Consider the following 23,924-nt stretch of genomic DNA (forward strand, 5'->3'; position numbering starts at 1 on the left):
TACTTTCTTTTCTTTTTCATTGGAAGTGAAGGGGCCATTTTTTATGTATTGGGTTGGCTTGGATGAATAACGGTATTAATTCCGCTTATTTTAAATAAAGTGGAGTATTTGTTCATGTCCGATGAAATCCCTCACCTTACAATGGAAACAGCATGATGAAAGGGTGAAACAATTGTCAAAACAGGAAGGAAGACAAAAATTCCTACTATTGTTACAGCAGCTTGAATTGACTGATGATGTCTATATGTCCTTTTTTGAAAATGGAACACTCGAACGTGTAACGGTTCATAAAAAGAAACGTATTTGGGACTTTAAAATAAAAATTGAAAATATATTGCCTTACCAAGTGTATCAATTGCTGAGAATGCGGATGGTCGAGAAGTTTTCTCCTATAGCCAATGTGTTACTGACGATTGAATCGCATAATCCGGTAGTTAATGAGCAGCATATTTTAGATTATTGGCAAGTAGTAGTGGAGCAATTGGATGAAATGTCGCCACTATTGCGTGCAAATTTATCGAAGCAAACACCGAAATGGACAGGTCATAAGCTTGTCGTAACATCGATGCTTGAAGTCGAGTACTTATCATTAAAAGCGAAATATACAGATAAAATTGCTGAATCGTACAAAACATTCGGCTTCCCGCATATCCCGCTTGAGTTCCAGCTTGTAGAGGAAAATGATGAATTTATCGCACAGCAAGAAGCGTTTTACCAGCAGCGCAGGGAAGAGGAAGAGCGACTGTCTAAACAGGCGATGGCCGATTTTGCAACACGCGAAAAGGAGAAAGCGGCCAATCCTGGTGCTGTTTCCAATGGAGATACACCATTCCAGATTGGTGCACTCATTAAAAATCCGGATCCGGTCGAAATCCGCACAGTACTGGAAGAAGAACGCTCGATTGTACTGGAAGGGTTTATTTTTGCATGTGATATTAAAGAACTTCGAAGCGGTCGTTCATTGCTTGAATTTAAAATTTCCGACTACACCGACTCACTAATGGTCAAAATGTTCTCAAACGGTGACGAGGACGTCGTGAAGATGAAGCAGATGAGCAAAGGGATGTGGGTGCGTGTACGCGGATCGATTCAGCTTGATACATTTGCCCGCGATTTAGTCATGATGGTAAAAGACATCAACGAAATCAAGCGTGAACCTAAAAAAGACCATGCTCCGGAAGGCGAAAAGCGAGTTGAGCTTCACCTGCATACACCGATGAGTCAAATGGATGCGATGACATCTGTCGATAAACTAGTAGCACAAGCAGCCAAATGGGGACATCCTGCGATTGCGGTAACCGACCATGCTGTTGTTCAGGCATTCCCTGAAGCGTATGCTGCCGGTAAGAAAAATGGCATTAAAGTCATTTACGGCGTGGAAGCAAACTTAGTTGATGACGGAAAACCAATTGTTTACGATCCGATTGATGTTGACCTTGAAGATGCAACGTATATCGTATTTGACGTAGAGACGACCGGCTTCTCGAACGTGTATGACACGATTATCGAGCTGGCGGCCGTCAAAATTAAGAATGGTCAAGTTATTGATACATTTGAACGATTCTCAAACCCGCACCGTAAATTAACAGCAAAAATTATCGAGCTGACTCATATTACTGATGATATGCTTGTCAATGCACCAGAGCTGAGTGATGTCATTCGTGAATTCCATGACTTTATCGGCGATGGGGTTGTTGTCGCGCATAATGCAGCGTTTGACTTAGGTTTCTTATATGTTGCATACAAAAATGCCGGAATAGAAGTTCGCCACCCGGGGATTGATACGGTCGAGCTTTCCCGTCTTGTAAACCCAGGGCAAAAATCGCATAACTTGAAAACATTAACGAAAAAATACAATATCGAACTAACCCAGCATCACCGGGCAATTTATGATACCGAAGCAACAGGAGAGCTATTCCTGCATTTATTGAAACAGGCTGCCGATTTAGGTATTAAAAACCTGATTGAAATGAATGACCATGTCGGCGGTGCAGAAGGATATAAACAGTCACGCCCAAGTCACTGTACAATTTTGGCGGTCGATGATGCCGGACTGAAAAATCTGTTTAAGTTGATTTCAATTTCGCATACGGAAACATTTTACCGTGTGCCACGTATTCGTCGATCTGATTTGCAAAAACTACGACAAGGTTTAATCGTAGGCTCAGGCTGCTCGAATGGTGAGTTATTTGAAACAATGATGAATAAAACGCAGGAAGAAGCCGAGCGTATCGCAAAATTCTATGATTATTTGGAAGTAATGCCGAAACCGGTTTATTCTCCATTAGTGGATGGCGGTACAGTCCATGATGAATGGGCATTGGAAGACATTATCCGCCGTATCGTAAAGCTTGGCAAAAAGCTGAACTTACCGGTCGTAGCAACGGGAAATGTCCACTACTTGCATGAAACCGATGCAAAATTCCGTCAAATCCTTGTTGGATCAATGGGTGGGGCAAACCCGTTAAATCGTAATCCTTTACCGAAAGTCCATTTCCGTACAACGGATGAAATGCTGAAGGAATTCGACTTTTTAGGCCCGGATTTAGCAAAGGAAATCGTTGTGACAAATACGCAGCTTGTCGCCGATATGATTGGCGATGTAAAACCGATCAAGGACGACTTATATACACCGAAGATTGAAGGCTCGGATGATGAAGTAACGAATCTGACTTATGAAATGGCACATAGTATTTACGGCGAAAATTTACCGGAAATTGTCCAGGCACGTATTGATAAGGAACTGAAATCGATTTTGGGGCACGGGTTCGGAGTAATTTACCTGATTTCCGCAAAGCTCGTTAAAAAATCGCTTGCTGACGGTTACTTAGTAGGTTCGCGTGGTTCTGTAGGGTCATCCCTCGTCGCGACATTTATGGAAATTACCGAAGTAAACCCGCTGCCGCCGCATTATGTTTGTCCAAAGTGCAAGCATTCCGAGTTTATCGCGGATGGTTCGGTTGCATCAGGCTATGACCTACCAAACAAACAATGCTCGGAATGCGGTGCTCCGTACAAAAAAGACGGCCAGGATATCCCGTTCGAAACGTTCCTGGGATTCAAGGGAGACAAGGTGCCCGATATTGATTTGAACTTCTCAGGTGAATATCAGCCACAGGCGCATAACTATACGAAAGTGCTGTTCGGTGAAGATTATGTATTCCGTGCCGGAACAATTGGTACCGTCGCTGAAAAGACGGCATATGGTTATGTAAAAGGGTACGGAAGCGACAATGGCATCACTTACCGAAATGCGGAAGTGGACCGCCTTGTGCAAGGATGTACAGGGGTAAAACGTACAACCGGACAACACCCAGGGGGCATTATCGTAGTTCCGGATTATATGGATATTTACGACTTCTCGCCAGTACAGTTCCCGGCGGATGCCCAGGATTCGGAATGGAAAACAACCCATTTCGACTTCCACTCGATTCACGATAATATTTTAAAGCTCGATATACTTGGACACGATGATCCGACCGTAATTCGTATGCTTCAGGATTTATCCGGAATTGATCCGAAAACAATCCCGACAGACGATCCGATTGTTATGAAGATTTTCAGTTCAACGGAATCACTAGGTGTAACGGAAAAGCAAATTGGCACGAAAACGGGAACGCTCGGAATTCCTGAGTTCGGGACAAAATTCGTACGCCAAATGCTAGAAGAAACAAAACCGTCAACATTCAGTGAACTTGTTCAGATTTCAGGACTATCACACGGTACAGACGTATGGCTTGGAAATGCACAGGAACTGATCAAAGACGGCACTTGTGTATTAAAAGAAGTAATCGGCTGTCGTGACGATATTATGGTTTATTTAATTTATCAGGATTTGGAACCGTCGTTTGCCTTTAAAATTATGGAGTCTGTTCGTAAAGGTAAAGGCTTAACAGATGAAATGGAAGCGGAAATGCGTGCGAAGAAAGTGCCGGAATGGTATATCGATTCTTGTAAAAAGATTAAGTACATGTTCCCGAAAGCCCATGCCGCAGCGTATGTATTAATGGCCGTGCGTATCGCATGGTTCAAGGTACATCATCCGATTCTTTACTATGCAGCTTACTTCACTGTACGTGCATCGGACTTTGATTTAATTGCGATGACGCAAGGTTCTGTCATGATTCGCAAAAAAATCGATGAGATCAACATGAAGGGGCTCGATGCAGCGCCAAAAGAGAAAAGTTTACTGACGGTTATGGAACTGGCACTTGAAATGTGTGAACGCGGCATGAGCTTCAAAAAGGTAGATTTATACCGTTCACAGGCGAGTGAGTTCATTATTGAAGGAAACTCATTGATTCCGCCATTTGATGCCATTCCTGGCCTTGGTACAAACGTAGCGAAACAAATTGTTGAAGCACGTAAAAACGGAGAGTTTTTATCGAAGGAAGATCTACAGCAGCGCGGCCGTGTATCGAAGACATTAATCGAGTATATGGATGAGCTTGGATGTCTGGAAGGAATGCCGGATGCCAACCAGCTGTCATTATTCTAATGTATGGATTGGCTAAAAGAGAGGATTTTGTATTTACAGATGCATATTCTCTTAATTGTTGTTAATTCTATGTGTTAATAGGCAAAATTTGCATTAGGATAGCCTTTGTGCTATGCTAAATGTAATAATTTGTTGATAGTTCACCAGCAAAAGAGTGGGGTTTCCCGCTCTTTTCTGTTGTTTACACAACTATTTAATTTCGATGAGCAAGTGTTCAGATCATTTGTTCAATGGAGTTGAACCTTTGGCGAATATCACAAATTTAAAATGAAAAAATGAAGTCCGTCTAAAACGTCGTATCTTACGGCGATGACTGGCTGACCCACGTCCTGTGGGCCTCAAAAAAATCTGGACGCAATTGCATTTAGATGTAAATGTCTCCATTTTTTTCAATGAAAACTCGTCTTTTGTTTAACCAATACTAAGAAGATTTAAAACAAACAAAGACGTTAGGGAGGATACGATGAGCAAAGTTACGTCGATCATTGAAGAGCTAGTGACACCGATCGTGGAAGAGCTTGATTTGGAATTAGTTGATATCGAGTTCGTGAAAGAAGGACGCGACTGGTTCCTTCGTATTTATGTTGACACACCAGAAGGCGGCATTGATATTTTACAATGTGCACAAGTGAGTGAACGTTTAAGCGAGAAGTTGGATGAAAATGATCCAATCGAGCAAAACTATTACTTAGAGGTTTCTTCACCAGGAGCGGAACGTCCGTTAAAGAAACAACAGGACTTTGAAAAAGCAATCGGCAAATATATTTATGTGAAAACTTATGAACCAGTTAAGGATTTAAAAGAATTCTATGGTTATTTACGCGCATATACAGATGAGTTTTTAGAAATCGAATTCCGTATTAAAACACGTAAAGTTACAGTACAAATTGAAAAAGAAAAAATTGCGCAAGCGCGTCTTGCTATCGATTTTTCAGATAAGCAAATTTAGGAGTGAAAACAAAAATGAGTAGTGAATTACTAGATGCCCTAACTGCCCTTGAAGAGCAGAAAGGTATTTCAAGAGATGTATTAATTGAGGCGATTGAGGCGGCTTTAGTAACTGCGTACAAACGTAACTTCAACCAAGCGCAAAACGTTCGCGTGGATCTTAACCTAAATACAGGTTCAATGGTTGTTTATTCTCGTAAAGACGTAGTAGAAGAAGTAGAAGACGATCGTCTGGAAATCGCATTGGAAGACGCGAAATTCATTAATGCAGCTTATGAAATTGGTGACGTCGTAGAAGAAGAAGTAACACCACGTAACTTCGGACGTATCGCGGCACAGACTGCTAAGCAAGTTGTAACGCAACGTGTTCGTGAGGCAGAGCGCGGTTTAATTTATGAAGAGTATGTAGACCGTGAAGATGACATCGTAACAGGTGTAATCGAGCGTCAAGATGCACGTAATATTTATGTGTCAATCGGTAAAGTGGAAGCGGCATTACCTGTTAACGAACAAATTCAAGGTGAAGTTTATAAGCCAACTACACGCATCCGTGTTTACATTACAAAAGTTGAACGCACAACACGTGGTCCACAAGTAATCGTATCTCGTACACATCCTGGATTATTGCGCCGTCTGTTTGAAATGGAAGTTCCAGAAATTTATGATGGCACTGTAGAAATCAAATCAATCGCGCGTGAAGCGGGAGACCGTTCAAAAATCTCTGTATATGCACATAATGAAGAAGTAGATCCTGTAGGTTCATGTGTTGGAGCTAAAGGTGCACGTGTGCAAACTATTGTAAACGAATTAAACGGTGAAAAGATCGATATCGTAGAATGGTCAGAAGATCCGGTTGTATTCGTTGCAAACGCACTAAGCCCTTCAAAAGTTCTGGACGTTCAAGTAAATGAAGAAGAAAAGTCAACAACAGTTGTCGTACCGGATTACCAATTATCACTAGCGATTGGTAAGCGCGGACAAAATGCTCGTTTAGCAGCAAAATTAACGGGCTGGAAAATCGACATCAAGAGTGAAACAGATGCACGCGAATTAGGAATTTATCCTTCTGAAACGAGCACATTCGTTCCACGTGAAGATGCAGAAGAAGTACAATTTGATTTATATGGTGATGACGAAGAGTAAGCCATCATTTGGAATGATTTTGCAAGGAGGGTAAGCAATATGGTCGTTAATAAAAAAATTCCTTTACGCAAATGTGTTGCAACAGGCGAGATGCTTCCGAAAAAATCAATGATTCGCGTCGTTCGTTCAAAAGAGGGCGAAGTGACTGTTGATATTACAGGAAAAAAATCCGGTCGTGGAGCATATGTTTCTAAAACGGAAGATGCTGTTGAAATGGCGCGTAAAAAGAATATTTTAGATCGCCAGCTTGATGCAAAAGTGCCGGATGAGGTGTATGAGGAGCTGCTAACGCTAATCCGCCGGGAGTCGATTTTATGACAAACCCGGCATTGCTACAGCTATTAGGTTTAGCAGCACGTGCACGAAAAACAATATCCGGAGAAGAGCTTGTCGTAAAAGAAATTCGCAACGGCAATGCAAAACTTGTCTTTTTAGCTTCGGATGCTTCGGCAAATACGAGCAAAAAGATTCAGGATAAATGTACGTTTTATAAAGTTGAGTATTATGTTTTCGGAGATCGATATGATCTTGGACATGCTACCGGGAAGGAAGCCCGTGTAGCGATTGCTATTACAGATAGCGGATTTGCTAAAAAAATGTCTAGTCTACTCAACGAAAATTAATCGGGGGTGAGCAGATGAGCAAAGTAAGAGTTCATGAATATGCGAAAAAGGTAAATAAAACAAGTAAGGAAGTTATTGAGGTGCTTGCAAAACATAATCTGCCGGTGAAAAATCATATGGCGGTTATCGATGAGCAGGCGGTCTCAAAACTAAATTCTGTCTTTAAGCAAGCAGTGGAACCAACGAAAGATTCTCCTGCAAAGACACCTGCCAAAGCTGTAAATGTTACACCAAAACGCGGTGAACAAGGGCAGAAGAAAGTGCAGCAAGGTCAAAAGCAGGATCGTCCACAATCTGCTTCAAATAACCAACAACCGAACAAAGCTTCAAACGCCCAAGGGCAACCAAAATCGCAACAAGGCGAAAAAATAAGAAATGAAAAAGGTAACCAAAATCGAAATATGACACAAAATAACAATAATAACCGCAAAAGCGGCACAACACCAAACACTAGTAATAATAAAGGCGGCAACACGCCAAATAGAGGCGGAAATACGCCAAACAAGGGTGGCAACACTCAAAACAAAGGCGGCTATCAACAACGTAGAAAACCAGGTATCAATGGTGGTAAACGTCGTACGCATCGCCCGGCACCACAACCAATGGTGCAAAAGGAATTACCGGAAAAAATTACTTTCTATGAAAGTTTATCAGTTGCAGAACTTGCAAAAAAATTACACCGTGAGCCATCGGAAATTATTAAAAAATTATTCATGCTTGGCGTAATGGCAACAATTAACCAAGAACTTGATAAGGATGCAATTGAGTTAATCTGTGCAGACTACGGGGTAGAAGTAGAAGAAGAAATCCGTATCGATAAAACAGATTTAGATACGTACTTCGATGATACTATCGTGGAAGTTGACGAGAACGCATTAGAAGAGCGTCCACCAGTTGTAACAATTATGGGACACGTTGACCACGGTAAAACATCATTGCTTGACTCAATTCGTAAAACGAAAGTTACAGCGGGTGAAGCAGGCGGTATTACTCAGCATATCGGTGCATACCAAGTAGAAGTTAACGGGAAGAAAATTTCATTCCTTGATACTCCTGGTCACGCGGCATTCACAACAATGCGTGCGCGTGGTGCATCAATTACAGATATCGCAATTATCGTAGTTGCAGCAGATGACGGTGTAATGCCTCAAACAGTTGAAGCAATCAACCACGCAAAAGCTGCAGAAGTACCAATTATCGTAGCAATCAACAAAATGGATAAACCATCTGCCAATCCTGACCGTGTACAACAAGAGTTAACTGAGCACGGATTAGTTCCTGAAGCATGGGGTGGAGATACAATCTTCGTACCAATTTCAGCACTGAAAGGTGAAGGTATTGACCAACTTCTGGAAATGATTTTATTAGTTTCTGAAGTAGGCGAATTAAAAGCGAATCCGACTCGTTCAGCAATCGGTACAGTAATTGAAGCACAGCTTGATAAAGGCCGTGGTGCAGTTGCAACACTTTTAGTTCAAGATGGTACATTACGTATTGGTGACCCAATCGTAGTCGGTCATGCATATGGTCGTGTACGTGCAATGGTCAACGATCTTGGCCGTCGTATTAAAACAGCTGGCCCTTCTATGCCAGTTGAAATTACAGGTTTAAGCGAAGTACCACAAGCGGGCGACCGTTTCGTAGTATTCGAAGACGAAAAAACAGCTCGTCAAGTTGGTGAATCTCGTTCAATGACTGCAATCCAAGCGTCACGTTCAGAAAAACAACGTGTAACACTTGATAACTTATTCGAACAAATGAGCCAAGGCGAAATGAAAGAGCTAAACTTAATCGTTAAAGCAGACGTACAAGGTACAGTGGAAGCAATGGCTTCTTCATTAATGAAAATTGATGTTGAAGGCGTTAACGTTAAAATCATCCACACTGGTGCAGGTGCAATTACAGAATCGGATATCTCTCTTGCTGCTGCATCAAATGCAATCGTTATCGGATTCAACGTACGTCCTGATACAAATGCAAAACGTGCTGCTGATGAAGAAGGCGTAGATATTCGTCTACACCGTATCATCTATAAAGTAATCGAAGAAATTGAACACGCGATGAAAGGGATGCTTGATCCAGAGTTCGAAGAGAAAATCGTTGGTCAAGCGGAAGTTCGTCAAACAATTAAAGTATCTAAAGTGGGTACAATTGCAGGTTCATACGTTATCGAAGGTAAAATCGTTCGCGATGCCGGCGTACGTGTAATCCGCGAAAACGTTGTTGTGTTCGAAGGTGAACTGGATTCACTAAAACGCTTCAAAGATGATGCAAAAGAAGTTGCAAAAGGATATGAGTGTGGTATTACGATTAAAAACTACAACGACATTAAAGAAGGCGACATTATCGAAGCCTTCGTAATGGAAGAAATCGTTCGTAAATAATGATTGTATACGCAGAAATTGAATTCATGATTCAGACTGCCCACTCATTAAAAGAAAAGCGCGCCGTCCTACAACGGATGGTGACGCGTACGAAACAAAAATTCAACGTTTCCGTTGCTGAAATTGACCATCAGGATGTATGGCAGCGTACAAAGCTTGCGCTTGTCGCAGTTGCTTCTTCCAAAGAAGCAGCTGAACGCGAGCTTATGCGGGCCGTCCATTATCTGCAGTCAAATCCGCAATGGGAACAGCTGGATTTTTATCGTGAATATTTATAAAGTCCACTTATCGTGGTAAACTGTACTATTAATTACGCAATTTAAATGAGGTGACATTTATGTCTCTACGTTCTAATCGAGTTGCTGAGCAAATGAAAAAAGAAATTACTGAAATCATTGCGCGCAAAATCAAAGATCCGCGTGTAGGCTTCGTTACGGTTACTGATGTAGCAGTAACAGGAGACTTACAGCAAGCAACTGTTTATATTACATCGTTAGGCAATGACCGCGAACGTGCGGAAACATTGCAAGCGTTAGAAAAAGCATCCGGTTTCATCCGTTCTGAAGTGGGTTCACGTATTCGCTTACGCCGTACGCCTGAACTGGCATTCGAATTCGATACAGCAATCGAATACGGAAACAAAATCGATGCTTTACTACGTGGCCTAAACGAAGATAAATAAAACTAAGAAGTCTGCACTGCATAACTATGCAGGCAGACTTTTTTGCTTTTGAAAATTCTTTAACGGAATTGTTGAATACTGAAGTTTTGTTAAGGAAATAAACTTTATGCTAAGGTAGAGTGACGCGAAGCGAAGGGGGGCGACTCCTAGGGGATCAGCGTGCGCGGAAAATCCACTTTATCGCTGCCGCCGTAAGAGGTAGCTATAAAGTTAGTTGGAGCCACGCCCCCAGGAATATTTGAACGAATGCTAAAACCGTTACGTCGTGTAACAACGCATTCGTGACCAACGTCCTGTTGGCCTCCCGTAGCGAAGCAGAACGGATCGTATGAAAAGTACCAACTATAGCTGAAGCTTATATCAAAGAATCTATTAAATATCGAAATCCCTATTTCAAACAAAGGAGCAAAACAATGAACGGTATTTTGCCATTATGGAAAGAGCGCGGCATGACAAGTCATGACTGTGTATTTAAATTACGAAAAATATTAAAGACGAAAAAAGTAGGCCATACCGGGACACTTGATCCAGGTGTAGAAGGCGTCCTGCCAATCTGTATCGGCCAGGCAACACGCATCGCCGAATATTTAACAGATGCCGGCAAAACGTATGAAGCAGTCGTATCGATCGGACGCACGACAACAACAGAAGATGCGGAAGGCGAAACAGTCGAGCAAAATACAGATTTCAAATCGTTTACTCGTGAAGAAATTTTACAAGCACTCCAAACGCTGACAGGCGAAATTGAACAAACGCCTCCGATGTTTTCTGCGGTAAAAGTGAACGGGAGAAAGCTTTATGAGTATGCAAGAGCCGGCCAAACAGTCGAGCGCCCAACACGTAAAATTACAATTTACGAGCTGGAATTATTGGATGATGCACAAACGTTCGAGGGGGAAGAAGTGAAGTTCTCGATTCGCATCAAATGTTCAAAAGGGACGTATATTCGCACATTAGCTGTTCAGATCGGTGAAGCATTAGGCTGTCCTGCACATATGCATGAACTTGTACGAACAGCATCAGGCACATTTACTAAAGACAATTGCTTTACATTAGCCGAAATCGCGGAAATGATGGAAGCAGGGGAGCAGGAGAAGTTTCTGTTGCCTGTTGAATATGCATTATCCGATTATCCATACATTGAAATTACGGAAGACATTGAAAAGCAAATTTTCAATGGGCAAGTTCTCCCGATGCATACTTTATTAACGGAACATGATAAAATTGTTTATGGTGTAGAGGGACGAGCATTTGCGGTTTACATCGCCCATCCGACAAAGACCGGGCAAATGAAGCCGGATAAGATGTTTCCCGAAATTAATTAGGAGGCCCAAGATGAACGTTATTCATTTGAAATACCCCCATCAATTAGCACAGGAAATAGAAAAAGAGGCGTACTCATTAGCAATCGGATTTTTTGATGGGGTACATAAAGGACATCAGGCGGTCATTGAAGCGGCAAAGCAAAAAGCCGAGCAGCTTAATATTAAAAGTGCCGTGATGACTTTTGATCCACATCCATCGATTGTACTAGGCAGACGTAATGAAAAAGTGTTTTACATTACGCCACTACCACAAAAATTAGATACATTAAAAAAATTAAATATCGATACAGTATTTGTTGTAAACTTTACATCAGACTTTGCAAAGCTTACACCGGAAGAGTTCATTAAGTATTTTATCGTAGATTTAAATGTCCAGCATGTAACGGCAGGCTTTGATTTCTCATTTGGCGCATACGGCAAAGGCAATATGGAGCTGATGGAGCAACTGTCGAACGGGCGTTATGGTGTGACGGCAATCGAAAAACAGCAGGATGCAGTCGAAAAAATCAGCTCAACACGTATTCGCCAAGCATTACAGGACGGGGAAATGGAGCAGGCTCGTAATCTATTAGGCCGCGCATTTGAAGTGCCGGGAATCGTCGTGCACGGAGATAAGCGCGGACGGACAATGGGCTTTCCGACAGCAAACGTTCAGGCGATGGAAGGCTGCTATATACCGGCAACCGGTGTGTATGCAGTGAAAATTTTAGTGCAAAATAAATGGTATGACGGGGTTTGTAATGTAGGCTATAAACCGACATTCAACAACCCGGAAGAAAAGCTGCTGTCGATTGAAGTGCATATTTTAAATTTCAATAAAAATATTTACGGTGAAGAGGTCGTTGTCGGCTGGTATAAACGCATTCGCAGCGAACGGAAATTTAATGGTATCGAAGCGTTAATTGAGCAAATTGAATTAGATAAACAGCAAGCAATCGCCTATTTTGAACAACTACGCTAAATAGTTGCGCATCTATAAACAATTATGGTACTATTCACTAGTACGAAATTCTCGTATGAACCTTAGCTCGGCTTTTCGCAACTCCAGCGACTGCTCTGCTAGTGGGGATATCTTATTTATCAGGAGGTCATTTAAAATGGCAATTACACAAGAACGTAAAAACGAAATTATCGCTGAGTACCGCGTACACGAAACAGACACTGGTTCTCCAGAAGTACAAGTAGCTGTATTAACTGCAGAAATTAACGCATTAAACGCTCACTTAGCTACTCACAAGAAAGACTTCCACTCTCAACGTGGTCTTCTTAAAATGGTAGGTAAACGTCGTCATTTATTAAAATATTTACGTGAAAACGACGTAGCTCGTTACCGTGAATTAATTACTAAACTTGGATTACGTCGCTAATACGTCGTTAATCTGACAATAAAAAGCGGGATTTTTCCCGCTTTTTATTATGTTTGAAAATGAGTCAGCTTTCCGAATCAATGGTGCGATGTTTAACTTCTTTGAGCAGGTGTCAACACGCCTGTTGAAAGAAGTTAAACCATTGCTGGAAAGCCAAAAATATTTTATTAAATTTATCGATATTTAGATCAAAAAATTTAGCATAGAAAACGCTTTTTTGATACACTAACTATGGTACATAATATGATACGTAGAGTGTTTCAATAAGAAAGGGGTTCATTTAATGAACGAAAAAAAGGTCTTTTCGTATGAATGGGCAGGCCGTCCACTAGTAGTAGAAGTAGGACAGCTAGCAAAACAAGCAAATGGTGCTGCAATGATCCGCTACGGCGAAACAGCAGTTCTAGCTACGGCAACAATGTCAAAACAACCAAAAGCATTAGATTTCTTCCCGTTAACAGTTAACTTTGAAGAACGTCTATATGCAGCAGGTAAAATCCCTGGTGGTTTCATTAAACGTGAAGGACGTCCATCAGAAGCGGCAGTATTAACTTCCCGTCTAATTGACCGTCCAATCCGTCCAATGTTCCCGGATGGTTTCCGTAACGAAGTACAATCAATTTTAATGGTTATGTCGAATGATTCAAACTGCCCTGCTGATGTAGCGGCAATGTTTGGTTCTTCATTATCATTAGCAATATCTGATATTCCATTCGACGGACCGATTGCAGGTGTACATGTAGGATATATCGACGGAGAATTCGTTGTGAACCCGACTGTAGAACAATCAGCAAAATCGACTGTTCACCTAACAGTAGCAGGTAACAAAGACGCGGTTAACATGGTAGAAGCAGGTGCTTTAGAAGTAACTGAAGATATTATGCTTGAAGCGATTATGTTCGGTCATGAAGAAATTAAAAAGTTAATTGCCTTCCAAGAGCAAATTGTTGCTGAAGTGGGTAAAGAAAAACTTGAAGTAACATTATATGAATTAGATGCAGACTTAACAGCAGCGATCAAAGCTGAATGTGAAGCTGATATGAATACAGCAATCCAAACGGTGGACAAGCAATTACGCCAAGAAAATATTACAGCAGTAAAAACACGTGTGATCGAAGCTTATGAAGCCCAAGAAGCTGACGAAGCTACGATGAAACAAGTGAATGCTATTTTAGATAAAATGGTAAAAGATGAAGTGCGTCGTTTAATTACAGAAGATAAAGTTCGTCCGGATGGTCGTAAGCAAGATGAAATCCGTCCGCTTTCTTCTGAAGTTGATTTATTGCCACGTGCACACGGTTCCGCATTATTCACACGTGGACAAACGCAAGCATTATCAATTTGTACTTTAGGTGCTTTAGGCGACGTTCAAATTATTGACGGCTTAGGTATTGAAGAGTCAAAACGCTGGATGCACCACTACAACTTCCCACAATTCTCAGTTGGGGAAACAGGTCGTTACGGTAGCCCGGGCCGCCGTGAAATCGGTCACGGTGCATTAGGTGAGCGTGCAATTTTAGCGGTAATGCCAACAGAAGAGGAATTCCCGTATGCAATCCGTTGCGTATCGGAAGTATTGGAATCAAATGGTTCTACTTCTCAAGCATCAATTTGTGCATCAACAATGGCACTTATGGCTGCAGGTGTGCCAATTAAAGCACCAGTTGCAGGTATTGCAATGGGTCTTGTTAAAAAAGGCGAGCACTATACAGTATTATCAGATATCCAAGGTATGGAAGACCACCTTGGCGACATGGACTTTAAAGTGGCAGGTACAGCTAAAGGTGTAACAGCACTTCAAATGGACATTAAAATTGATGGTCTGTCTCGTGATATTTTAGAAGAAGCATTAACTCAGGCGAAAATCGGCCGTATGCACATTTTAGAGCATATGATGTCAACGATTTCAGCGTCTCGCACTTCATTATCACAATACGCACCAAAAATTGTTTCAATCAAAATTAATCCTGACAAAATCCGCGATGTAATCGGACCGGGTGGTAAAGTCATCAATAAAATTATTGATGAAACAGGCGTTAAAATTGATACAGAACAAGACGGTACAATCTACATCGCTTCAGCTGATGAAGCAATGATTAACCGTGCTAAAGAAATGATCGAATCAATCGTACGCGAAGCTAAAGTAGGCGAGTACTACTTATCAACAGTAAAACGCATTGAAAAATTCGGTGCATTCTGTGAAATCTTCCCAGGTAAAGACGGCTTACTGCACATTTCGGAAATTCAGGAAGAACGTACGAAAGAAGTAGAAGACGTATTAAAACTAGGCGATGAATTACTTGTGAAATGTATCGAAATCGATAAACAAGGTCGCGTAAACTTATCACGTAAAGTAGTTATCAAAGAAGAAAAAGAGCGCGCGGAACAAGGGAAATAATTGAAACAAGCGTTGCAAACAAGATAAAAAGGGAGGTTGTACACTATTGTACAGCCTCTTTTTTAAATAATATATGGAGGAACGAACGCCTAAAGCGTTACATCATTTGACAACGCATTCGTGACCAGCATCCTGTTGGCCCAAATTGGAATACTACGGTTTTTTAAATCATATTTATATTTTATTAGCCCAAATAAAGGAGAAAGCAAACTGTTATCAAAAATATTATCACAAGTAATCATATGTTATAAAATGTGTTCATGGAAAAGATTTATAAACCAAAGGAATTTGCCTATATGTTGGGCGTATCTGTTGTTACGCTTTAACGCTAGGACAGAGTTGGAAAATTAATTGTTTATCGAAATCCTAAAAGAAGAAGATAATATAAACATACTAATATGAAGAATATATGGGGAATCGTAAAAATAAAGTAGGTAAGACGATTATTTAAACCAGAGTTCCAAATAGAGGTACTTAATTTCAATTTAAGAAAATAGAAGAAGAAAATCAAGGATGATGAGCTATGAAAAAAGCTTTTAAAACCGAAATTATTCTTTCTAAAATACAACAACAAAAAATTAATCAAACGATTGGCACATGTCGTTATGTCTACAACTTGTATCTTGCGACAGCACAAAACCACTTTAAGGAAACAGGCAAGCATTTGTCGGGCTATGATTTTTCAAAATGGCTTAACAATGTGTACGTGAAACAGCAGGATTATTATTGGATTAAAGATGTGTCGAGCAAAGCAGTTAAACAAGCCATTATGAATGGTGATCGCGCATTTAAAAATTTCTTTAAAGGCATTGCGAAATTTCCACGCTTTAAGAAAAAGAAAGACCAGCATGTAAAAGCGTACTTCCCGAAAAACAACAAAACGGATTTGTTAGTAGAGCGTCATCGTATCAAAGTACCGACAATTGGGTGGGTGCGCTTGAAGGAATATGGCTACATTCCGACCGGCATGGTTGTCAAAAGCTGTACGATTTCACAGCAAGGCAATCGTTATTATATTTCAGTGTTATGTGAAATTGTTTCACCACAAATCGTTCATATTTCAAAACATGATGGAATCGGTGTGGATATGGGGCTGAAGGAATTTGCGGTGTGTAGTCATCATGATGTGTTTCCGAACATCAATAAAAAACCGAAGATAAAAAAGCTTGAAAAACAGTTAAAGCGACAACAGCGCAAGCTTAGTCGTAGCTATGAACAAAATAAAAATAGAAGGGTAGGTGAATTCTGCGCTAAAAACAGGCAAAAGCAATTAATCCGATTGCGAGAACTGCATGCTAGATTGACGAATATTCGGAGAGAATACATTCGTTTTGTCGTGAATCAACTGGTGAAAGCCAAGCCAGCGTATATCACAATTGAAGATTTAAACGTCAAAGGTATGATGAAAAATCGCCATTTATCGAAAGCAGTAGCACAACAAAATTTCTATGCGTTCAAGGAGTGGTTGATTGCAAAATGCAAGGAGCATGGCATCGAGCTAAGACAAGTAAGCCGCTCTTATCCATCGTCTAAGTTATGCTCGTGCTGCGGTGTGAAGAAGGTAAAGTTAAGTTTATCAGAAAGAACATTTACCTGCGATGCCTGCCATATCGAGATGGACCGAGACTTTAATGCTAGTTTAAATCTGAAATACGCAACACAATATGAAGTATTAACTTAACTAATTTTCATATATGTACGGTGGGCTACATCGGAATTGACGCTTGTGGAGTGTTATACAAACCGTAGTAGCGAGCTAGTTGCGAGGCGGAACACATAGAAACAAGAAAACATCTAGCATTGTCAAGCAAATATTTTTGATAGTGTTTTTAGTAGCAGAAATTTATGGTACAAGTAATTACAGCAAAAAATGGCGTACGCATTGTCACAGAGCAAATGCCGCATGTCCGGTCATTATCGGTCGGTATTTGGGTCAACGCAGGCTCACGCTACGAAACAAAAGAAGAAAATGGGATTACCCATTTCATCGAGCATATGCTTTTCAAAGGAACGAAAAACCGTACAGCCCGCCAAATCGCGGAAGAGTTCGACCGTATCGGCGGCGAGATTAATGCCTTCACTTCGAAGGAACATACATGCTATTTTGCGAAAGTGCTGGACCATCATGGGGAGCTCGCAATCGATATTCTGGCCGATATGTTTTTTAACTCATTATTTGCAAAAGAAGAAATTGAACGTGAACGCCAAGTTGTTCTTGAAGAAATCTACATGAGTGAAGACGATCCCGCAGATGATGTCCATGAAAAATTATGGGGTGTCATGTTCCCGGATGATGCGCTAGGCCGTCCGATTTTAGGTACACCGGTAACGCTATCGACATTTGATGAAGAGATGATTCGGGGGTATATGGCGAAACATTACGGCCCTCAAAATGTTGTCATTTCGATTGCAGGGAATATTGAAGAAAGTTTACTGGAAAAAGTGGAAGCACTATTCGGAAACTATGAAGCAAGTGCTGAGTCAATTGTTTCCAAACCGTCTTATCCGGTATTTACACCAGGTGAAGTTGAAAAAATGCGCGATACCGAACAGGCGCATATTGCAATTTCATTCCCGGCCATTGCGGTAAAAGATCCGAAAATGTACAGCTTCATTGCGTTAAATAATATTATCGGCGGCAATATGAGTTCACGCCTGTTCCAGGAAGTGCGAGAGGAACGCGGCTTGGCGTATTCTGTATTCAGCTACCAGTCAAGCTATGAAGATGTTGGGACGTTTACGATTTATGCGTCGGCATCGAAACAAAACTTGGATGCATTAAAGCAGCAGATTGACCAGACGTTATTTGACCTTGTGGCAGGAGGGGTAACAGAAACTGAGCTTGAAAATGCGAAGGAGCAGTTAAAAGGCGGCTTTGTTCTAGGGCTTGAAGGAACGGAAGACTTTATGAACCGTAACGGGGTCAATGAACTGATCCACCAAAATCACCGCTCAGTAGATGAAGTACTGGCAAAGATTGATGCGATTTCGATGGAAACGATCGATGAGTTAATTACACAAATTTTATTATCCGAACCGGCAATTGCGATTATCGGACCGGAAAACGAATAACGAAAAAAGGACAGCGCGTGCTAGTAGTTAGCATGCGCTGTCCTTTTAAAATTCGGCTGCCTGAAATTTTATTGCAGCCGATTTATAATATTGATAATAGATTATAAAACCAATAATCGAAACAATCGGTGCCCCCATTAGTTCAATATTCATAATACTGAATATAAATAAGATTAGTAAATGAACTAACGTAAAGATAAAAAAGTAGCCCAGCATTGTTCCTATTGATATGCTTTTCGTACCTTTTGTCGGATTGCTTAAATAATTTTTCACCATCGAGCCGACCGAAGCAATTCCTGCAGCAAAAGCGATTGAAAGTAATGATAATTCAATTGCCCCGATTTGATTATCCAAATATAAATATGTTTGATAAATCCCGATAGGAATCGTAATGATAAGCAAGAGCAGCAAACTGAAAACAAATAAGCTTTTTACAAAGTCCCTTGGATCAATCGGCATTACCCGGAATCGTTTTATAAAGTGATTTTCGATCAAGTAGCTCATACCTAATGACGGCGAGAGCAACATAAAATAGAAAACCATAAAACCAAAATTAATTTCTTTCAAAATAATCCACAGAATCGCGATCATCCCTACAATAAATAAAAAAACAGTGATAAATAGTTTTCGCGATAGATAAAAATGCATTTTAAGCAGTGCAATCATGAGACATCCCTCCTGTTTTCACGAAAGTAAGTGATGCTTGCTGCGATGATGAGAACAACTAATAACACAAAGAATAATACGGTGCTCATTAAAGTTGTTAGGTTTTCAAAGAATGACAAAAATTGTGTGAACGCCAATGGAAGAAAGATGATGGAAAGGTTTAAAAAGTATCCGAATCTGATACGCCGAAACAGCAGGAAAAAAGCGATAATAAAAAAGCTGATGCCAAAGCTTACTAATAGCTGTTTGACAGAAGGCAAAACAAGTTGCTGTTCGAGTAATGTTTGAATAGCAGTCGATGCTACAATTGTATAAAGGATATAATACAGTGTGTAACGTCCTAAAAATGAGAGGTCCACAATGAAAAATGTCTTTTTGGAAATCGGAAACAAACTTGTCATGACGAGCTGGCTCTCACGTTGATCCAAATAAACGGCACAGAGCGCTGTTATACTGATGGACAGAATAAAGTACGCAGCCGATTCGGCACCTTCAAATAATAAAGGAAGAGCGATAATTGATGCCACAAGTGGTGTAAACAAAATCCATGCAGACAATTGCTGTCCGTAAAAACGAAAAAGCATCTGTTTCATTTTTTCCGCCCCTTTACGAAAAAAAGCATCAGATCATCAATCGTCGGTTTTTGCAGTTCAATAACCGGATTCACGAATTCACGCATGACCAAGTACTCAATTCCAAATACATAATCCCGTTTGCCGATAATCGAATGGTTCGGTATAACTTTCGCTTCTTCATGAGATCCTTTCCAAATTCCGTAACCGTACAACAGGTCATCTTTATTCTCACTGAACAAAATTTCGCCATCATGGATAAATGTTATCGTATCTGCAATTTTCTCTAAATCTGTTGTAATATGCGATGAAAATAAAATGGCATGATCTTCTTGTTCCATAAAATTTTGTAGCATTCCGAGCACTTCATCGCGCACGATCGGATCAAGACCGCTCGTCGGTTCATCAAGCAGCAAAAGTTTCGGCCGGTGTCCTAGTGCAAGTGAAAGGGCGAGCTTCATTTTTGCTCCTTTAGACATTGTTTTGATTTTGTCATACTTCGGCACATCCAGCTGATCCAGCAATTGATAAAAATAAGGACGGTCCCAAGTAGGATACACATTTCCGTACAGGACATCGAGCTCCTTCGGTGTATAGCTTTCGGGTACATGCAGTTCATCAAATACAACCCCGATTTGCGCCTTTAACTCCACTTCATGTTCAACATGATCTTTTCCGAATAAAAAAATATCGCCGTCAATTTTTTTCAGCAAATTTAAAATGAGTTTGATTGTCGTCGATTTTCCGGCCCCGTTTTGCCCGATAAAGCCTGCAATCGTTCCGCTCTCAACCGTGAACGAAATATTTCTTAAACGAAATTTTTTGAATTGCTTCGAAACATTTTTTACTTCAATTGCGTTCATCATCATTCCTCCAATAGTAAATCGAGTAAGTCATGCAGTTCCTCTTTCGGCACATTGGCAGTTTTCGCGATGGATACCACTTTCGTGAAATGCACTTCAATTTGGCGGATCAGCTCCTCACGCAGGAAATCCTGATTGCGTTCCGACACATAGCTACCTTTACCGGCAATCGTGACGATAAAGCCATCCCGTTCCAAATCTGCATATGCCCTCTTCGTTGTCATAACACTGATTTTCAATTCTTTCGCCAATGCCCTAATAGAAGGTAGGGAATCACCTGTTAACAGTGTGCCTGTCAAAATGGCCTGTTTTAACTGATCTGTAATTTGTTCATAAATAGGCTTTTCACTATTATTGCTCAATTTGATAATCAATCATTTCACCTCACATGTTTAGACTGTGTATATACAGTATATACAGATATGGCAGATTATGTCTACTGAAAATTATAGAAACTAAATTTTAATGTGATGAATTTTTAAATAAGGTTAATTACTGCCATTATTTTTCCGAACGAGTGCTGTATGATTCGTTACCCGCGAATAGCTTCAAACTTAAATGTTGAACCATTTCACTTCTGCCCATGTTGATGCATATAGTAATGTAGGCTCTTACAAGAGGAGGGATACAATGCTTTTATCAGAGCTCGCTGAAAAAGAACTCATTGAAATGGCAAACGGCGTTCGATATGGATTTTTAGCTGAGACCGAATGTATTTTTGATGCCAAAACAGGAAAAATCACAGGCTTTGAAATGCCGGCACAAATGGTAAAGATGCCGTTCCAAAAGAAAAAGGCAGGGATGGTAAAATATATTCCCTGGAGTGAAATTATTTTAATTGGTGAAGACCGAATATTATTTCAAAAAACAACTTCGACATTAAAGCATGCCGATGATGACTGAACGCTGGCTTGTGATCGGTACAGACGAGCGGATGAAGTTTTTGGCGAAGCAGTTATCTACAAATGATCGCACGGTGTATTACAAAAATACGACTGTTTGGGATGAAGCACTGAACAAAGTGGCGTTGGAGCTGCACCCGACAGAAATTGTGTTGCCGATCCACCCTTTATCGATTCAAGTGGAGGAGCTTTTAGGTATACGTCAGGCACGATTTTTTTCGGGGAAATTGACAGATCAATGGAAACAAATTCTTGAAAACAAGTGCTTGCATTATTATTTGGAAGATGAAACATTCATCTGGAAAAATGCCGCACTTACTGCAGAAGGCTTTCTAGCGCATTTGTATAAAGAAAAGGTAAATGTGCAGTATAAAACAATTATGATTACAGGGTTTGGACGTGTAGCAAAAATGCTTGCCCTGTTTTTAACACGTCTCAATGCAAAGGTCATCATCGCCGTTCGTTCGGAAACGCAAAAAGCCGAGGCCCTTGCATATGGCTATACTGGTATTGAATTAACTGAGAAAAATAGTATGGAAGCGGATTTTATGATTAATACGATCCCGACAAAATGGCTGACAAAGGATTTTGAATCATGGATGATCCGTCCGATTTATGATGTCGCATCAAGCCCGGGGTGTTTGAACGATATCAAATTATCTCAATATGAGCTGCTACCTGCATTACCTGGGAAATACTTTCCGCAAGCTGCAGCAAACTTATTATACGAAACGATACTAGAATTACGAAAGGAGGAAGCAAATGCTTGAGGGAAAACGCATTGGTTTAGGAATTACCGCATCACATTGTACGTATGAAGATGTCATACCGAAAATTACTCAATTTCGTGAAGCCGGTGCAACCGTTGTACCGATTATAACGCCTTCTGTATTACATGCAGCTACACGATTTGGAACGGGTGAAGAATGGATTGCGAAAATCGAAGAATTCTCTGGGGAAAAGGTTGTCAGTTCCATTGCGGAAGCGGAGCCGTTTGGACCGAGTAATCCATTAGACTGCATGGTAATCGCACCGATGACAGGGAACTCGATCAGTAAATTTGCGAATGCCGCAACAGACAATGCCGTACTGATGGCAGCAAAGGCGACACTTCGAAATGGTTCACCTGTAGTACTTGGTATTTCAACGAATGATGCGCTTGGGTTAAACGGAATGAATTTAATGAAATTAATGAATGCGAAAAACATTTTCTTCATTCCATTCGGTCAGGACGATCCTATTAAAAAACCGACGTCACTCATAGCGGATTTCACAAAAATGCTCGATACTGTAGCATATACGCTCGCTCATAAAAAACAGATCCAGCCGATATTTATACAATATTTTAAATAATCAAATTATCTCACACAATTCTAATAATATATGATACAATATCCAACATTATATACATACCGATATTTTTAGGAGAGATGAGACATGACAAAGAAATTGAATGTTGCCGTAGTTGGGGCAACAGGAGCTGTAGGTTCAAAAATGATGGAGAAGCTGATTGAGCGCAAATTTCCAATTGCATCTATCAAGTTTTTAGCTTCTGCTCGTTCAGCGGGAAAACAAATTGAATTCAATGGTGAAAACTATACGATAGAAGAAGCGAAACCGGAAAGCTTTGAAGGGGTCGATCTAGCATTATTTTCAGCAGGCGGAGCTGTATCTGAAGTACTGGCACCTGAAGCAGCAAAGCGTGGAGCGATTGTTATTGATAACACAAGCCATTTCCGTATGGATCCAGAGGTACCGCTTGTTGTACCGGAAGTAAATCGCCATGCATTAAAAACGATTCCAAAAGGGATTATCGCAAATCCTAACTGTTCGACAATTCAAATGGTTGCAGCATTACAGCCAATCCGTGAAAAATTCGGCTTAACAAAAGTTATTGTATCGACATATCAAGCGGTATCCGGTTCTGGTGTGGCAGCAATTGAAGAGCTGCGTGAGCAAAGTGCACAGTGGGATGCAGGGAAAAATGTTGAAGCGAAAGTTTTACCGGTTAAATCAGATAAAAAACATTATCCTATCGCACGTAACGTCATTCCGCAAATTGATAAGTTTACGGACAATGGCTTTACATATGAAGAAATGAAAATGATCAATGAAACGAAAAAGATTATGGAAGCACCTGAGCTAAAAGTCGCTGCAACATGTGTACGTGTTCCGGTTGTTTCAGGCCACTCAGAATCGGTTTATATCGAACTGGAGCAAGAAGCAACAGTACAGCAAATATTTGACGCATTAACTGGGGCGCAGGGCATTGTTCTGCAAGATGACATTCGCGAACAGCTTTACCCGATGCCGATTTTTGCGGAAAATGAAGAACCGACATATGTTGGACGTATTCGCCAAGATTTAGACAACAAAAAAGGATTCCACTTATGGATTGTGTCAGATAATTTATTAAAAGGGGCTGCACTCAACTCTATTCAAATTGCAGAAGCTATGCTAGAGGATCACTTACTATAAGGG

General features: G+C 40.7%; 22 protein-coding genes. 18 read left to right on the plus strand and 4 right to left on the minus strand.

Annotated features, from left to right (window positions below; translation table 11 throughout):
* The first annotated feature begins 121 nt into the window (after window positions 1-121).
* The 14 genes from AC6CH1_RS02835 (at window position 122) to AC6CH1_RS02900 (ending at window position 18,440) form a co-directional block, all read left to right on the plus strand.
* Window positions 122-4,498, plus strand: a complete 4,377-nt coding sequence (locus tag AC6CH1_RS02835; protein WP_498316252.1) for a PolC-type DNA polymerase III — start codon at window positions 122-124, stop codon at window positions 4,496-4,498.
* 463 nt (window positions 4,499-4,961) lie between these two features.
* On the plus strand, window positions 4,962-5,447 hold the full coding sequence (rimP, locus tag AC6CH1_RS02840) for a ribosome maturation factor RimP (RefSeq protein WP_079525284.1): 486 nt from the start codon (window positions 4,962-4,964) through the stop codon (window positions 5,445-5,447).
* A 14-nt stretch (window positions 5,448-5,461) separates the two neighbouring features.
* Window positions 5,462-6,589, plus strand: coding sequence for a transcription termination factor NusA (gene nusA / locus AC6CH1_RS02845; RefSeq protein WP_251689277.1), 1,128 nt, complete (start codon window positions 5,462-5,464; stop codon window positions 6,587-6,589).
* A gap of 39 nt (window positions 6,590-6,628) precedes the next feature.
* Entirely contained in the window at window positions 6,629-6,907 is a 279-nt protein-coding gene (rnpM, locus tag AC6CH1_RS02850; protein ID WP_008403237.1) for an RNase P modulator RnpM, read from the plus strand.
* On the plus strand, window positions 6,904-7,212 hold the full coding sequence (locus AC6CH1_RS02855; RefSeq protein WP_251689276.1) for a YlxQ family RNA-binding protein: 309 nt from the start codon (window positions 6,904-6,906) through the stop codon (window positions 7,210-7,212). The genes rnpM and AC6CH1_RS02855 overlap by 4 nt, the downstream gene beginning before the upstream one ends.
* 14 nt (window positions 7,213-7,226) lie before the next feature.
* The gene (gene infB / locus AC6CH1_RS02860; RefSeq protein WP_251689275.1) at window positions 7,227-9,596 is read left to right on the plus strand and encodes a translation initiation factor IF-2; all 2,370 of its coding nucleotides are present in this window, start codon (window positions 7,227-7,229) and stop codon (window positions 9,594-9,596) included.
* A complete protein-coding gene (locus AC6CH1_RS02865; RefSeq protein ID WP_251689273.1) occupies window positions 9,596-9,874 on the plus strand; it encodes a DUF503 domain-containing protein in 279 nt (92 codons plus the stop codon). The genes infB and AC6CH1_RS02865 overlap by 1 nt, the downstream gene beginning before the upstream one ends.
* A gap of 59 nt (window positions 9,875-9,933) precedes the next feature.
* Window positions 9,934-10,278, plus strand: coding sequence for a 30S ribosome-binding factor RbfA (rbfA, locus tag AC6CH1_RS02870; protein WP_251689271.1), 345 nt, complete (start codon window positions 9,934-9,936; stop codon window positions 10,276-10,278).
* Between the two features lie 413 nt (window positions 10,279-10,691).
* Window positions 10,692-11,603: a tRNA pseudouridine(55) synthase TruB gene (gene truB / locus AC6CH1_RS02875; protein WP_498316253.1), complete on the plus strand. Its 912-nt coding sequence runs from the start codon at window positions 10,692-10,694 to the stop codon at window positions 11,601-11,603.
* Window positions 11,604-11,613: 10 nt separating this feature from the next.
* The gene (gene ribF / locus AC6CH1_RS02880; RefSeq protein ID WP_251689267.1) at window positions 11,614-12,564 is read left to right on the plus strand and encodes a riboflavin biosynthesis protein RibF; all 951 of its coding nucleotides are present in this window, start codon (window positions 11,614-11,616) and stop codon (window positions 12,562-12,564) included.
* Between the two features lie 136 nt (window positions 12,565-12,700).
* Complete coding sequence (gene rpsO / locus AC6CH1_RS02885) at window positions 12,701-12,970, plus strand: 30S ribosomal protein S15 (protein ID WP_008403229.1); 270 nt, start codon at window positions 12,701-12,703, stop codon at window positions 12,968-12,970.
* Window positions 12,971-13,253: 283 nt separating this feature from the next.
* Complete coding sequence (pnp, locus tag AC6CH1_RS02890; protein WP_251689265.1) at window positions 13,254-15,368, plus strand: polyribonucleotide nucleotidyltransferase; 2,115 nt, start codon at window positions 13,254-13,256, stop codon at window positions 15,366-15,368.
* Window positions 15,369-15,891: 523 nt separating this feature from the next.
* On the plus strand, window positions 15,892-17,049 hold the full coding sequence (locus AC6CH1_RS02895) for an RNA-guided endonuclease InsQ/TnpB family protein (RefSeq protein ID WP_498316254.1): 1,158 nt from the start codon (window positions 15,892-15,894) through the stop codon (window positions 17,047-17,049).
* A 164-nt stretch (window positions 17,050-17,213) separates the two neighbouring features.
* Complete coding sequence (locus AC6CH1_RS02900; protein ID WP_498316255.1) at window positions 17,214-18,440, plus strand: M16 family metallopeptidase; 1,227 nt, start codon at window positions 17,214-17,216, stop codon at window positions 18,438-18,440.
* A 45-nt stretch (window positions 18,441-18,485) separates the two neighbouring features.
* Here AC6CH1_RS02900 and AC6CH1_RS02905 read toward each other — a convergent pair whose 3' ends face one another.
* The 4 genes from AC6CH1_RS02905 to AC6CH1_RS02920 are packed head-to-tail and all read right to left on the minus strand — an operon-like array spanning window position 18,486 to window position 20,915.
* Window positions 18,486-19,106 (minus strand): hypothetical protein, encoded by a 621-nt coding sequence (locus AC6CH1_RS02905; RefSeq protein WP_427710898.1) that lies wholly within the window; start codon window positions 19,104-19,106, stop codon window positions 18,486-18,488.
* Complete coding sequence (locus tag AC6CH1_RS02910; protein ID WP_251689259.1) at window positions 19,103-19,699, minus strand: ATPase; 597 nt, start codon at window positions 19,697-19,699, stop codon at window positions 19,103-19,105. Before AC6CH1_RS02910 ends, AC6CH1_RS02905 begins: the two co-directional genes overlap by 4 nt.
* Entirely contained in the window at window positions 19,696-20,541 is an 846-nt protein-coding gene (locus tag AC6CH1_RS02915; protein ID WP_251689257.1) for an ABC transporter ATP-binding protein, read from the minus strand. The genes AC6CH1_RS02910 and AC6CH1_RS02915 overlap by 4 nt, the downstream gene beginning before the upstream one ends.
* Window positions 20,542-20,543: 2 nt before the next feature.
* Window positions 20,544-20,915, minus strand: a complete 372-nt coding sequence (locus tag AC6CH1_RS02920) for a GntR family transcriptional regulator (RefSeq protein WP_251689255.1) — start codon at window positions 20,913-20,915, stop codon at window positions 20,544-20,546.
* Window positions 20,916-21,171: 256 nt separating this feature from the next.
* On the opposite strand from AC6CH1_RS02920, the gene AC6CH1_RS02925 reads away from it, so the two are divergent.
* The 4 genes from AC6CH1_RS02925 to AC6CH1_RS02940 all read left to right on the plus strand — a co-directional run bounded on the left by AC6CH1_RS02925 (window position 21,172) and on the right by AC6CH1_RS02940 (window position 23,921).
* Entirely contained in the window at window positions 21,172-21,444 is a 273-nt protein-coding gene (locus AC6CH1_RS02925) for a YlmC/YmxH family sporulation protein (RefSeq protein WP_251689253.1), read from the plus strand.
* Window positions 21,437-22,213, plus strand: coding sequence for an NAD(P)-dependent oxidoreductase (locus tag AC6CH1_RS02930; RefSeq protein WP_498316256.1), 777 nt, complete (start codon window positions 21,437-21,439; stop codon window positions 22,211-22,213). The genes AC6CH1_RS02925 and AC6CH1_RS02930 overlap by 8 nt, the downstream gene beginning before the upstream one ends.
* Window positions 22,206-22,796, plus strand: a complete 591-nt coding sequence (locus AC6CH1_RS02935; protein ID WP_498316257.1) for a dipicolinate synthase subunit B — start codon at window positions 22,206-22,208, stop codon at window positions 22,794-22,796. The genes AC6CH1_RS02930 and AC6CH1_RS02935 overlap by 8 nt, the downstream gene beginning before the upstream one ends.
* An 84-nt stretch (window positions 22,797-22,880) precedes the next feature.
* The gene (locus AC6CH1_RS02940) at window positions 22,881-23,921 is read left to right on the plus strand and encodes an aspartate-semialdehyde dehydrogenase (protein ID WP_498316258.1); all 1,041 of its coding nucleotides are present in this window, start codon (window positions 22,881-22,883) and stop codon (window positions 23,919-23,921) included.
* Window positions 23,922-23,924: the final 3 nt, after the last annotated feature.

It is taken from the genome of Solibacillus sp. GQ1 (genome assembly GCF_059758555.1).

Bases quoted from the DNA above. Each gene is read 5' to 3' on its own strand.
- AC6CH1_RS02835 (WP_498316252.1), top strand. From the start codon at position 122: ATGAAATCCCTCACCTTACAATGGAAACAGCATGATGAAAGGGTGAAA.
- rimP (WP_079525284.1), top strand. From the start codon at position 4,962: ATGAGCAAAGTTACGTCGATCATTGAAGAGCTAGTGACACCGATCGTG.
- nusA (WP_251689277.1), top strand. From the start codon at position 5,462: ATGAGTAGTGAATTACTAGATGCCCTAACTGCCCTTGAAGAGCAGAAA.
- rnpM (WP_008403237.1), top strand. From the start codon at position 6,629: ATGGTCGTTAATAAAAAAATTCCTTTACGCAAATGTGTTGCAACAGGC.
- AC6CH1_RS02855 (WP_251689276.1), top strand. From the start codon at position 6,904: ATGACAAACCCGGCATTGCTACAGCTATTAGGTTTAGCAGCACGTGCA.
- infB (WP_251689275.1), top strand. From the start codon at position 7,227: ATGAGCAAAGTAAGAGTTCATGAATATGCGAAAAAGGTAAATAAAACA.
- AC6CH1_RS02865 (WP_251689273.1), top strand. From the start codon at position 9,596: ATGATTGTATACGCAGAAATTGAATTCATGATTCAGACTGCCCACTCA.
- rbfA (WP_251689271.1), top strand. From the start codon at position 9,934: ATGTCTCTACGTTCTAATCGAGTTGCTGAGCAAATGAAAAAAGAAATT.
- truB (WP_498316253.1), top strand. From the start codon at position 10,692: ATGAACGGTATTTTGCCATTATGGAAAGAGCGCGGCATGACAAGTCAT.
- ribF (WP_251689267.1), top strand. From the start codon at position 11,614: ATGAACGTTATTCATTTGAAATACCCCCATCAATTAGCACAGGAAATA.
- rpsO (WP_008403229.1), top strand. From the start codon at position 12,701: ATGGCAATTACACAAGAACGTAAAAACGAAATTATCGCTGAGTACCGC.
- pnp (WP_251689265.1), top strand. From the start codon at position 13,254: ATGAACGAAAAAAAGGTCTTTTCGTATGAATGGGCAGGCCGTCCACTA.
- AC6CH1_RS02895 (WP_498316254.1), top strand. From the start codon at position 15,892: ATGAAAAAAGCTTTTAAAACCGAAATTATTCTTTCTAAAATACAACAA.
- AC6CH1_RS02900 (WP_498316255.1), top strand. From the start codon at position 17,214: ATGGTACAAGTAATTACAGCAAAAAATGGCGTACGCATTGTCACAGAG.
- AC6CH1_RS02905 (WP_427710898.1), bottom strand. From the start codon at position 19,106: ATGATTGCACTGCTTAAAATGCATTTTTATCTATCGCGAAAACTATTT.
- AC6CH1_RS02910 (WP_251689259.1), bottom strand. From the start codon at position 19,699: ATGAAACAGATGCTTTTTCGTTTTTACGGACAGCAATTGTCTGCATGG.
- AC6CH1_RS02915 (WP_251689257.1), bottom strand. From the start codon at position 20,541: ATGAACGCAATTGAAGTAAAAAATGTTTCGAAGCAATTCAAAAAATTT.
- AC6CH1_RS02925 (WP_251689253.1), top strand. From the start codon at position 21,172: ATGCTTTTATCAGAGCTCGCTGAAAAAGAACTCATTGAAATGGCAAAC.
- AC6CH1_RS02930 (WP_498316256.1), top strand. From the start codon at position 21,437: ATGACTGAACGCTGGCTTGTGATCGGTACAGACGAGCGGATGAAGTTT.
- AC6CH1_RS02935 (WP_498316257.1), top strand. From the start codon at position 22,206: ATGCTTGAGGGAAAACGCATTGGTTTAGGAATTACCGCATCACATTGT.
- AC6CH1_RS02940 (WP_498316258.1), top strand. From the start codon at position 22,881: ATGACAAAGAAATTGAATGTTGCCGTAGTTGGGGCAACAGGAGCTGTA.